At 42.6% G+C, this 12,128-nt stretch carries 11 protein-coding genes and 1 pseudogene; 8 read left to right on the top strand and 4 right to left on the bottom strand.

Annotation, left to right across the window (positions count from 1 at the left end; all coding sequences use genetic code 11):
• Positions 1-309: 309 nt before the first annotated feature.
• Both QUA42_RS25180 and QUA42_RS25175 read right to left on the bottom strand, forming a co-directional pair.
• Positions 310-1,134, bottom strand: a complete 825-nt coding sequence (locus QUA42_RS25180; RefSeq protein ID WP_333141084.1) for a sulfurtransferase — start codon at positions 1,132-1,134, stop codon at positions 310-312.
• A 25-nt stretch (positions 1,135-1,159) separates the two neighbouring features.
• On the bottom strand, positions 1,160-2,170 hold the full coding sequence (locus QUA42_RS25175; RefSeq protein WP_333141082.1) for a hypothetical protein: 1,011 nt from the start codon (positions 2,168-2,170) through the stop codon (positions 1,160-1,162).
• A 114-nt stretch (positions 2,171-2,284) separates the two neighbouring features.
• Here QUA42_RS25175 and QUA42_RS25170 point away from each other — a divergent pair, with 114 nt between their 5' ends.
• On the top strand, positions 2,285-2,602 hold the full coding sequence (locus QUA42_RS25170) for a hypothetical protein (protein WP_333141080.1): 318 nt from the start codon (positions 2,285-2,287) through the stop codon (positions 2,600-2,602).
• A 53-nt stretch (positions 2,603-2,655) separates the two neighbouring features.
• On the top strand, positions 2,656-4,044 hold the full coding sequence (gene glmU, locus QUA42_RS25165; protein ID WP_333141078.1) for a bifunctional UDP-N-acetylglucosamine diphosphorylase/glucosamine-1-phosphate N-acetyltransferase GlmU: 1,389 nt from the start codon (positions 2,656-2,658) through the stop codon (positions 4,042-4,044).
• 180 nt (positions 4,045-4,224) lie between these two features.
• On the opposite strand, the gene QUA42_RS25160 is transcribed toward glmU, so the two are convergent.
• On the bottom strand, positions 4,225-4,968 hold the full coding sequence (locus tag QUA42_RS25160; RefSeq protein ID WP_333141076.1) for a hypothetical protein: 744 nt from the start codon (positions 4,966-4,968) through the stop codon (positions 4,225-4,227).
• Between the two features lie 479 nt (positions 4,969-5,447).
• Here QUA42_RS25160 and QUA42_RS25155 point away from each other — a divergent pair, with 479 nt between their 5' ends.
• Positions 5,448-5,963 (top strand): transposase family protein, encoded by a 516-nt coding sequence (locus QUA42_RS25155; RefSeq protein WP_333141074.1) that lies wholly within the window; start codon positions 5,448-5,450, stop codon positions 5,961-5,963.
• A gap of 97 nt (positions 5,964-6,060) precedes the next feature.
• A pseudogene (locus QUA42_RS25150) lies at positions 6,061-6,645 on the top strand (ISL3 family transposase).
• A 293-nt stretch (positions 6,646-6,938) separates the two neighbouring features.
• On the opposite strand, the gene QUA42_RS25145 reads toward QUA42_RS25150, so the two are convergent.
• Positions 6,939-8,555: a Ppx/GppA phosphatase family protein gene (locus tag QUA42_RS25145; protein WP_333141072.1), complete on the bottom strand. Its 1,617-nt coding sequence runs from the start codon at positions 8,553-8,555 to the stop codon at positions 6,939-6,941.
• Between the two features lie 210 nt (positions 8,556-8,765).
• Here QUA42_RS25145 and QUA42_RS25140 point away from each other — a divergent pair, with 210 nt between their 5' ends.
• The 4 genes from QUA42_RS25140 to QUA42_RS25125 all read left to right on the top strand — a co-directional run bounded on the left by QUA42_RS25140 (position 8,766) and on the right by QUA42_RS25125 (position 12,082).
• Entirely contained in the window at positions 8,766-9,650 is an 885-nt protein-coding gene (locus QUA42_RS25140) for a 4-hydroxybenzoate solanesyltransferase (protein ID WP_333141069.1), read from the top strand.
• 465 nt (positions 9,651-10,115) lie between these two features.
• Positions 10,116-10,613 carry a TIGR00725 family protein gene (locus QUA42_RS25135; protein ID WP_333141067.1) on the top strand — a complete coding sequence of 166 codons (498 nt, stop codon included), beginning with the start codon at positions 10,116-10,118 and terminating at the stop codon, positions 10,611-10,613.
• An 8-nt stretch (positions 10,614-10,621) separates the two neighbouring features.
• A complete protein-coding gene (locus QUA42_RS25130) occupies positions 10,622-11,143 on the top strand; it encodes a hypothetical protein (protein ID WP_333141066.1) in 522 nt (173 codons plus the stop codon).
• A 288-nt stretch (positions 11,144-11,431) separates the two neighbouring features.
• Positions 11,432-12,082, top strand: a complete 651-nt coding sequence (locus QUA42_RS25125; RefSeq protein ID WP_333141064.1) for a TPM domain-containing protein — start codon at positions 11,432-11,434, stop codon at positions 12,080-12,082.
• The last annotated feature ends 46 nt before the right edge of the window (positions 12,083-12,128 follow it).

Genomic DNA, 12,128 nt, shown 5'->3' with positions numbered 1-12,128 from the left:
GCAACCGGAATTCATCTGCGTTCATCTGTGTTTATCTGCCCTCATCTGCGGTTCAAAAAAGAGAATTTATTCACCGCAGATGACAAGGGATTGACGCTGACTCACGCAGATGAAGAGAAGAGAGATAGGAATTATTCCGATGCTAACAGACTTGATATCATATTTGTAAAAATACTTCTTCTGGCTCTTTCTTTCTTCCTCCTGGCTCCTAACTCCAATTTCTAGGTTAGCTGCAAAACAGAGAGGCTCCCAATTCCCGCTACCCTACAACTCACACTCAACAGTCAACAATCATCTCGCTCCTGTACCCTAAAACTGATAAGAACACCAATCGCTCCAGCTACCGACATAAAGTTTAGCATCGGGGATTCCGGCGATTTCTAAAGACAGTAAATTAACGCAAGCCGTCACCCCCGAACCGCAATAAACAATAATTTCTTCGGCTTTTTCTAATTCCGTCCACCGCTGTTTTTGTTCGGATGCCGATCGCACTTTTCCAGTTTCATCCGTCACCCCTTGCCAAGGATAGTTAACCGCACCCGGAATGTGACCTGCAATGGGGTCGATCGGCTCCCGCAAACCTTCATATCTCTCGCTTTCTCGCGAATCAACCAAAACCTTTCCCGGCAAGTCTTTACGCTCTTTCACAGCCTCAATATCTACCGCCAAATCCTGCTGCAAGTGGGTCACAAATTTACCCTCCCGGGGTTCTGGCCAAATATTTGTTACCGGATATCCCGCCGCTTTCCAGCCGCTGAAACCGCCGTCTAACAAAGCGACTTTGCTGTGTCCCATATACCGCAGCAGCCACCACAAACGAGCCGCAAAAGCCAGCCGCGAATCGTCATAGGCAACGACTAAAGTTTCTGGTGAATTAATGCCGATCACGCTCAGCTTCTCAGCTAATTCTTCAATATTTGGTAGGGGATGTCTACCGCCGTGTTTGCCCACTGAACTCGCGAGATCGCGGTTTAAATCTAAATAGAAAGCTCCGGGAATGTGACTTTCTTGATATTGTTTTTGTCCCAATTCAGGGTCGGCAAGGGAAAACCGACAGTCAATGATTACAACTTGCGGATTGTCCGTATTGGTGGCTAACCATTCAGAAGAAACGATTAAAGTGTTGTCAGTCATAATTATTCAAATCTATATTTTAACATTATCTAGAAGGAGATTTTTTCTCGGGTTCTGCTTTGTCGGGAGGAGATTTCTTAGAAGTAGCTTTCTCTGAAGCTCTATTTTCAGAATTGGATTTTTTAGGAGTTCCTTTTTCCGAAGTTTCTTTGGGCAAATTGGATTTTTTAGTAGTTGCTTTTTCCGAAGGTGATTTTTCGGCTGGTGCGGGAGTTGGAGTTGGCAGAGGGGGAGTTACTGCTGCTTCTTGAGCATAAAGCAAATATTTCTGATACTCGATTACTTTTGCTTGAGCTAGTTGATGGTTGGGGCTAGAGACTGGTACTCTTCTCATTAATGAGACCGCTTCTTGCCAACGATCGGTAACTGTCGTCCAATCTTCCTTGGTTTTTGCCGCTCGCCCCAACTCTGCTGCTGTGAGTGCGCTGTTAACGGCTTCTCGAAAAGTATCTGGTGCAGTATCCGGTGCAGTTGCTAAATTTGCTGTTTCATCGGGATTATTGCCTGCAGTTGCTGTCGGCTGGTTCAAAATTTTACCCACAAACGCCACCAAGGCGATCGCTAACATACCCGTTACTAGCCCGACTACAATGAAAGTCGATCGCAGCCGATTCTCAAATGCAGCAAGTTCCGGCGGTTTTTCCTCCTCAAAATTGTTCTCGATGTCTGTGCGATCGTCCATATTAGCAACAGCAGTATTTGGTACAGATTCTCCTGCAAAGCTCTGTAGTTCAAAAGTGCTGTTCTCCAAAATAAACTCTTGACTCCAAGCAGCAGCAATCTTGCCACTTTCTCGGCCCTCAACCTTCACTTTGCGAATCGAATCAGGCTGCAAATTCGTCAGCTCGGTGCGAACAAAATCAACTAATGTATCTTCTTTTGGTACTTGCTCGGCCTCAAGAATTACATCCAAACAATCGCCGTCGAGATTTGCCGAGGCTGTGATGCCTTCAGATTGCAACTGGCTCTCAAGCCAAGATGCGATAGCCTGCGGATTTCCCTGCTTGGCAAGTTCCTGAAAATTAACCTCTGTCATAGCTGGACACCTGATAACGCAGAAGATAGAAGGTAGAAGGAAGAAAAAATGAAAAAGTCAGAAAGAGTTTTTTGGAGTTTAAAACACAATAACTGAAATTCAACAAATAGTATAATGTATCGTGGCAAATCCCAGCCCAAAGACGCAAATTATCACTCTCGCTCCCTCTCCCAGCCCTTGGGAAAAGACTCGCAGTCCTTACTCCCAAACGAACTCAGGTTTGTAGTAAGGAATGCAAGTCGTCTTGCTCAGCCGCCAAATACTGCTGCTGCAACCAGGTTTTTGATACCGGGCGCGCCAGTCCAGATATTGCAAGCATCGCCCCTACAACCAGCATCCGCCTGGAAAAATCCTCGATCGCGCGGATGCGAGATGAGAAATTTTAGAGCAAAAATTTGTGCGATCGCAGTGCCATCGGCCGACAGCGAGTGATATCATCAGTTAGTCAATATTCAAGTTTTTATAGCAAATAACTCGATCGCACAATGGTAGCAATAGCAATTTTAGCTGCTGGACGCGGCACGCGCATGAAATCTGACTTACCCAAAGTTCTACACGAATTGGGCGGTCGATCGCTAGTTGAGCGAGTCCTGCAAAGTTGTCAAGAAATTTCACTTACCAGGCGACTTGTCATCGTCGGTTATCGAGGTGAACTCGTTAAAGAATCCCTGATTCGAGGTCAAGAAATATCAGGGGAAAATCCTCAATCTCCTTCCCTAGAATTTGTAGAACAAACCGAACAATTGGGAACCGGTCATGCCATCCAACAATTGCTGCCTCACTTAGAGGGATTTCAAGGAGACTTGCTGGTATTAAATGGGGATGTACCTTTGCTGAGGGCGGAAACTATCAAACAATTGATAGCAATTCACAAACAGCACCAAAACTCTGCTACTTTATTGACAGCTAATTTGCCGAATCCCCAAGGGTACGGTCGAGTATTTACCGACAGTCAAAACTTAGTCCAGCAAATTGTCGAAGACCGCGACTGCACACAAGCTCAAAAGCAAAATCACCGCATTAATGCAGGTGTTTACTGCTTTCATTGGCCGGATTTAGAGAAAATTTTGCCAGAATTGAAGGCAGACAATGACCAAAAAGAATATTACCTAACTGATACGGTAAATTTCCTCAATCCAGTGATGGCCGTGGATGTGGAAGATTATCAAGAAATATTGGGAATTAACGATCGCAAACATTTAGCCACAGCTTGCGATATTTTGCAAACGCGGATCAAGGACAAGTGGATGACGGCGGGAGTGACGCTGCTAGATCCCAACAGCATTACGATCGACGATACAGTAGAGTTGCAGCCGGATGTGGTAATTGAACCGCAAACTCACTTGCGGGGCAAAACTTCGATCGCCTCTGGGAGTCGCATCGGCCCCGGCAGTTTGATCGAAAACAGTCAGATTGGGGAAAATGTGACTGTGCTTTATTCGGTTGTTTCTGACAGTATAGTTGCTGAAAATTCGCGAATTGGCCCTTACGCACACTTGCGGGGACACGCAGAAATTGGGGCGAACTGCCGCGTCGGCAATTTTGTAGAATTGAAAAATACTCAAATTGGTGCTCGAACTAATGTCGCTCACTTGTCTTATTTAGGCGACGCGACTTTGGGAGAAAAAGTCAACATCGGTGCTGGGACAATTACGGCGAATTATGACGGAAAAAACAAGCACAAAACTCAAATAGGCGATCGGAGTAAAACAGGTTCTAACAGCGTGCTGGTTGCACCGATAACTTTGGGGGAAGATGTTACTGTAGCGGCGGGTTCTGTGGTGACAGAGGATGTGCCCAATGATTGTTTAGTCATAGCCCGTTCCCGGCAAGTTGTCAAACCAGGTTGGAAGTTGAAAGAACCTAAAAAGTGAACGATTGTTCACTTTTTAGATAATGAGTTTCCACACGTGAGTTTCGGACTCGATACCACAGAAACGGGGTTTTTATAACGGGGACGATCGCGCTCTAGGAGAGGTTTTGGTAAAAAACCCGGTTTCTGCGTAAGTCGGCAAGCTTGAGAAATCGGGTTGATGGCGAGCGCCTATTTTTTGTTATTTTTGCTGGTGCAGATAGTTGTTAATCGCTTTGGCGATTTTTTCTTGCTCGTAGAGACTCATTGTGCGGGGTAGGGAGATGCGAGAGCCTCCACAAACTAACAGTCTGACTTCGTACCAAATGTCCTTATCCAGATCTTTTGTTCGATCGACTTCCACGCCATAAATCTCGCACAGAGAGTATTCAATTACTTTACGTGCCAACAAACCCCGCTGTTTAACAGTCAAGGTGTTTAAATTTCCATCGAAGCTGTAGGTTTCATTATTTCTCAAGACGATCACTGCGGCTGCTGCGAGCAAAAATATGCCTCCTGTCCATCCCAACCAGCGATCTTCTTGACTTAAGCGCAGCAATCGATCTTTTGCATTTTTAACATAAAAATTGATGTCCGAAGCAACAGCGTCTTGGGTTCCCCAATTAGTGGAGTTAGCAGTGAAAGGAACATAGCCAACAGAAGTCAAAAGTATAACTCTGGTTTTATAGCCGCATCTTTGGACTTTAGCTCCCCGCAAAGAAGCCAGCTTAATTTCTTGGGTGTTTGATCCCAGTAAATTCGATCGCACCAACTGACAATTTCCTTGTTTGGCCTGCAATCGCTGGCAGCTCAGGGTTGCTTTATGATAATCAAAAGCCAGCCCGAACAGTCCAAAGGCAATGAATAAACAACTAGGCAACCAAAAATCAAATATGCTTTGAGTCTGAATTATTAATTCACTTGCTGTTTGCTTGATTATTTTCATTTATCTCACCTTGTGATTCCAAAAATGAGGCTACAGATCGACTTCCTGACCCGGATGAGCAGAATTGTTAACTTATATATTATTTGAAGTCGTCCTCTACCATGACCCCTTTTATTTTGCTAATAGATTAGCATTAAAAGCTCTCGCCGACAACCAAGGTCGCGAGTTTACCTGCTGCTGAGTTTAAGATACTTTTCCGTGATTTAAAGTTAATATTCCGGACAGTTTTTCATAGCTGAATGGGTTATTCTCGCTTGACTTAGAGCCACTGTGGATAATTAAATCAATAGACCTCTTGCAAAAGTCATTATGAAAGGTTAAGTTGATAGTTTATAGATGCCTGCAATCAGGTTGAAGCATAAACCAAATCTACGTCGGCGCTCTCGGTAAGGTTCCGGCTCTTCCGTACTTACCGCTGCTCAAATGTTAGTTAAAGGTTCATGATAATTGTGACTCTCGAATAAATAATGAACAAGTTAATGACAATTATTCTCAATTTGCCCGGTGTCTTAGTAGAAGATTACAAACAGACAGGAGAAACATTAATATTAGTAATAAAATTACAAAAAACGACAGCCTCTTGCCCTGTTTGCAGTCTATCCAGCCATCATTTGCATCAAATTTATAGATATCTAGTGAGAGATTTACCAATTGGTAGTAGAGAAGTAATGTTGAGAGTAAATCGGCGCCGATTTAAGTGTAAAAATTGTCGCAAACCTTTTAATGAAAATTTAGCGTTTCTCGAAAAAAAGAAAAATTTTACCAAGAGATATGCACAAAGTATTGCTGAACAAGTTGTCCATAATGACATTAATAACGTGGCTAAAAACAATAAACTAACAGACGAAGAAGAAGTTTGGTCAATGGTAAAAGCTGTAGCCAATAAAATCTTACCTGTTGATGTAAAAAAGTTACATAAATTAGGCATAAATGAAATTAGTTTAGTAAAAAAAAGGAAAGTTTATAGTTGCATTAGTCGATTTATTAACACATAAACTAATAGGTTTAGCTGCCGATAGAAAACAGGGAACAATCGAAAATAAGATGCTTGAATGGGGAGAAGAAGTCTTAAACCACATCGAATAATTAAGTATGGACATGACGGGTAATTATAAATCATTAGTCAAAAAACTTTGCGCGAATGCTGATGTAACAGTAGATAGATTTCATGTGGCCAAAATGATTCATGAGGAATTAAATCAGGCGAGAATCGAGCAAAAAAAGGCAGCCTCATCGTTAGAAGCGAAAGAAAGAGCCAAATTATTGGAGAGTTTAAAAGGAAGTAAATATACATTGTTGAAATCAGAGAATGACTTGTCTAGCCAACAAAAATTAAACTTAAAACAAGTAAAAGATGCTTCGCCGTTAGTAGGAACTATGCACATTTTAAAATAAGAGTTTCATACTTTGTTTAAAAAAAGTAATTGTTTGGGTGACGGGATATTAGAATTAACAGATTGGTTAAAAAAGCCATAACCATACTATAAAAAGAGTGTAGAAACAATCAAAAGATGGTTGGGAGAGATTGGGGTGGATTTTGAAGAAAGAACAACTAATGGGATAGTAGAGGGAATTAATACTACATTAAAGCTATTAAAAAGGTGTGGTTTGGGATTTAGAAATTTGATAAATTTTGAAATATGGGCATTACTTTTTTGGCATTTTCCTAAAAAATGAGCAGCGGTAAGTACGGAAGAGCCTGAGGGGAACCCCTACAAAAATCGCGATCGCTCGACCGGATATGATATGAGACACTACTTAAATCTTTCGTATAGCGTCAGCAAATAGTCATATCGCATTGATTTATCCTCTCTAAAATTAATCTAGCCTGCCTTCAGAAGGTAGGCTAGGGCGATCGGGAGGAGTATAGAGTCAAACACAATATTGGTACTAGACTTGGGGTTAAGTTGAAACTGTAGGGTGCGTACTTCGCACCCTACAGTCTCTCATTTCCAGGCTCGGCTTTGTATTTAAACCGGAACCAGAGTCGGTTCCAAAGTTGCCACTAATTTGAGATTGTACTCATATTCAAAACACGGCTTTTTATAATCCAAACTCCACAGTTCTAGAGCGCAATTGTCTTCTGGATTGAGCGGTTGTAGGCGCAAGTGAAACTCTCTAACTTCCGGGCGATATTCGCATTTAAAATCAGAAATGGCGCCTATTTGCCGCCTATCTAAAGCCACAGCTAACCGTAGAAAAGGATGCAATTTATTGACGAATTCCCGGTATTTTTTAGGAAGAGCAATAAAGTTTTCGTGCTTCTTTTTGGGAGGATTTTTCCGGTGATAGCGAGCCAAATTGGCAATTACTTCAATCTCTGTTTCAGTGTAGCCCAATAACTCACCATTGCGAATTAAATAGTAAGAATGCTTGTGGTGCGCTGAATGACTGACGTACAAACCGCAGTTGTGCAGAATTGCTGCAGCCCACAGCAACTCGCGTTCTTCGCTTCCCCAGTTGTGTAGAATTCCTTGAGTTTGGTCGAAGAAGTTGAGAGTAAATGCTGCGGTTCTTTCGCTTTGTTCTAAATTGACTTGATATTTCTCAGCCATGTGGTGAATGCTGCGCTGGCGGATTGAACCTTGATAGCGTAAGCGGTTTTCAATTAAACCGTGCGCCAGCATCCAGTCAACAATTACGCCTTCTCTCAGAGATCGATCGCAAACAGTCAGCGATTCAATTCCTAATAGTATCATAGCTTCCTGCAAAATCAAAGCGCCTGCCAGAATAATTTCCGCCCGCTTGTCCGACATTCCCGGAATTGCCAACCTTTCGGCATAAGAAAGTTTACGAAAGCGATTGACTAAATCGCGCAAATCTTTTAAACTTAACTGATATCCGGCTAGGGGACTCGGCACTGTTCCCAACTTTTCGCGAGCATTAATTGCCGCTAGAGTTTCGATGGTTCCAGCAGTGCCAATCAAGCGCAAAGGTTCGCCCTCATGGAATTGAGATCGCAATTCGTCGATCGGTCTTTCCAGCGAAATCCGAATATAAGCTTGCAAATAAGCAAACTCCTCCCTAGTAATCGGGTCAGTTTTGACAAATTGTCCTGTTAAGCGAACAGCACCAATTTTTGTACTGGTGAGACAACGAGGTTCAGAACTGTCTCCTAAAATTAACTCCGTAGAACCGCCCCCAATATCAATAATTACCTGGGACTGATTGTTAAACTCCATACCCGAAAGAACGCCGAGATAAATTCTCCGCGCTTCTTCTTGACCGGAAATTAAACTCACATTCAGGTCTAATTCTTCAGCAACTTGTTTGAGAAAATCTCGCCCGTTAGGAGCTTCCCGAACTGCACTGGTAGCCACAGCGATAATTTGTTCGGCATTGAAAGTTTTAGCAATATCTTGAAAACGTCGCAGAGTGGCGATCGCCCTTTCCATAACCTCGGACTTCAAACACCCTGTCTTAACCTCACAATCGCCCAACCGAACCGTATCTTTTTCTCTAGCAATAATAGTAAACGCGGGTAATTTCGGATCGATACGCGCCACCACCATGTGAAACGAGTTAGTACCCATATCAATAGCAGCAATAATGCGATTTGACTCCGCAGAAGGAAGTGAATTAACCATTGGAGTATCGGGGTTGACAGATATTTATGATTATTTCACGAATCCAGTGAGGCATTCTATTAAATTAGCAAAAATTTGGAATTGCTGACTGGTCAAGACTTTTACCTGTTTTAAACTTCGGCAGAAGTGCGATCGGTAGCAGAGATAGTAAGTGATTGTGCCTAAAATTTGATAAGATCTAGAGTTAAAAATATCAAATCTAGAATTGAAATGCTTAAAGAGCCCGATCGCCAACCCGAATCCACATTGCTAACCGTCGTGAGGCTTTTGAGATGGGACAAACCAGCAGGAAGGCTGATTTTAATGATTCCAGCCCTCTGGGCAGTCTTTTTAGCAGCAGATGGGAGGCCGCCCGCGGCATTGGTCGGCGTGATTGTGTTGGGTACCTTAGCCACGAGTGCGGCGGGATGCGTCATCAACGACTTGTGGGATCGCGATATCGATCCCGAAGTAGAAAGAACGCGATCACGCCCGCTAGCATCCCGCGCCCTCACCGTGCAAACTGGAATAGGAGTTGCATTGATTTCCTTTGCTTGCGCGGCGATTCTCGCTTTTTATCTTAATCCTTTAAGCTTCTGGCTATGCGTCGCCGCGGTACCAGTAATTATCTGCTATCCGCTGGCAAAAAGATTCTTTCCAGTGCCGCAATTAGTGTTATCAATTGCCTGGGGTTTTGCAGTTTTAATTAGTTGGAGCGCTGCCGTTAACCAATTAGAATTAGCGACTTGGCTGCTGTGGGGTGCAGTCGTGCTGTGGACATTAGGATTTGATACAGTTTATGCGATGAGCGATCGGGAAGACGACCTGCGTTTGGGGGTGAATTCCAGCGCGATATTTTTCGGGGACAATGCTGCTAATGCTGTGGGTTTTTTCTTTGTTGGTACTGTCGGTTTGTTAGCAGCAATGGGAATTAATCTGCACTTGCATATTGGTTTTTGGATGGCAATTAGCGCGGCGGCTATTTTGTGGTTTTTGCAGTACAGTCAACTGAAGAAAGCGGAGCTTCCTAAGCTTGTTTACGGTCAAATTTTTCGCCAAAATGTTTGGGTGGGGTTTGTCATATTGGCGGGGATGATTGTTGGGGAGATTTTTTAGTTTTTTGTATGGCTTTTTCTGGATGAAACGGGTATGAAACTCCAATGATTGAATTTTGACAGAAGAACTTCCCATTGATTTAAGCCTAAAAGCCTGTGTCTCTCTGCTTTGTATCGAAGTCTCCAACGGCTGCACCTCCCCGAAACAAGGGGGACGAGCGATCGCTTATTCTCCCTTTTTCACGATTCTTATACAGAAATATACTCAGTTCAATATACTTAGTTATTAATCCAATTAAATTAATTTTTTTACATAAATTAATGATGTGCAGGCTTCTAAAAACTGATATTTTTTTACACAAAATTATACTCAATTATACTAAATATTGCTGAATAAAAATAACTACAAACCGATTGTGACAGGTGATGCTGCAGCATCTGGCTAAGAAAAATCAAGATCCCTTTCTCAGCGAGATTCAGAAGATTTCTCGCTCTTTCAAAAATACGATATATCCACCCCAAAACTATGAAAAAAATCATCATTGGCATCATGGGCCCCGGCGAAAGTGCCACATCAACGGACTTAGAAAACGCCTATCAACTCGGACAACTCATCGCCGAAGCAGGATGGATATTGCTAACTGGCGGTAGAAATGTCGGCGTCATGGATGCCGCCAACAAAGGAGCAAAATCAGCTAACGGTTTAACAGTCGGCATCCTTCCGGGAAATAACACTCGCGGCCTTTCTGAAGCTGTAGATATTGCCATTGTCACAGATATGGGAAACGCCAGAAATAACATTAACGTTCTTTCTTCAGATGTAATAATTGCCTGCGGTATGGGGACGGGCACAGCTTCGGAAATTGCCCTCGCCCTCAAAGCTAACAAACAAGTTATATTGTTAAATCACAGCGCGGAAAGTCAACTTTTTTTTAAAGGTTTAGCACAATTTAACATCTTTGTGGTAAACAATGCTGTAGAGGCTATGAATCAAGCTCGCGAAATCCTAGTAAATTCAAAATGAAATCCAAGATGAGACTAAGTAAATTCAACTTTTGTGCGATCGGCATTTTTCTGACTTTGGGAATTTTCGTCAGTACCAAAGCAGACGGAAGAATTGCACAGTTCAGTTTCAGCAACAAATCCACTCAAAAAGTAGCACAAACCCTCCCTCCTCCTCCCCCTTTCGCACAGCCTGTTACCGAACAAGAAGCGCCACCTATTCGCAGCGAATCCGTGCCGGATCAAATAGCTTTAGCAACCCATTTGCAGACCATCAAAGCTAGACTCTACGGTGCTTACTGGTGTCCTCACTGCCAAACACAACAAGAACTTTTCGGCAAAGAAGCATTTACCGCAATTACTTACATAGAGTGCGATCCCAGAGGCAAAGATGCTCAACCGGATTTGTGCAAAGCTGCCAATATTAAAGCTTATCCCACTTGGGAAATTCGGGGTAAATATTACACGGGCAGGCAATCTTTGGAAAAACTGGCTATTTTATCCGGTTATAAAGGCAGCAGCAATTTTCTGCAACCAGTTCCCTCTCCTTAAAAATATCTAAATTAGTTCGCACTCGCACTCGCCCACTAAGAAACCTGGTTTTTGAACCGAGATTAACTGTTTTCAGCAATTATTTTGGTTAAAAACCAGGTTTCTCACCAACCCTGCGTCCTAGACTATAAATGTAAAATGCTGATGGCGCACCTAAAATTATGATTTTTATGAACCCAACTTCTGAATAATATGAATTGACATGAAAGTGATCTGGTTATTGAATTGTAATTAGGCGGACAGATATATGTCAATTTCAGACTAGCAGTTATTCAGGAGACTGAAGCAATGCAGTTAAAATTTAGCAATAAACAAATAATCTGGAGCAGTTTGCTGTGCTTTTCGGCAATTGTACTTCCTGTAACGAGCCAAGCTATAACAGTACAAGAAGTACCGAATCCCCGTCAAGTAAATAACTCTTGGGTAACGGACAAGGCAAACATTCTCAGCGACAGCACCGAAACTCAGCTAAATCAAATGATTTCGGATTTAGAGGCGAAAAATGGCTCAGAAATCGCTGTTGTGACAGTGCCTAATACTAAGCCATCGGCGACACCCAAAGAATTTGCTACAGAATTATTTAACTTTTGGGGGATTGGCAAAAAAGGTAAAAATAACGGAGTTTTATTGTTGATTTCGTCGGGTGAACGCCGCGTTCAAATTGAAACAGGTTCTGGCATTCAAAGCATTTTACCCGATGCACAGGTAGTGGGAATTATTAAAACTGAAGTTACGCCCAGATTTAAACAGCAAGACTTTGACGGGGGCACATTAGCCGGGACAAAGGCGTTAGTAAATGTTTTACAAACTCCGACGGTAAATGCTCAATCTCAAACCACACTGCCTTTGGCTCCCATCGTACCATTTCAAGGGGTGAAACCGTCACCAATACCTAGTCAATCGCCAGTTATAGCAATCCTAAATCATTATCAAGACTAGGATACAATTATATGCAATACTTGATTGTGACAATAAAAAGATGAAT

It is taken from the genome of Microcoleus sp. Pol11C2 (assembly GCF_036701505.1).
Classification (GTDB): Bacteria; Cyanobacteriota; Cyanobacteriia; order Cyanobacteriales; family Microcoleaceae; genus Microcoleus.
Note: the sequence above shows the minus strand (reverse complement) of the source record. Positions and strands in the feature narration are given on the sequence as shown.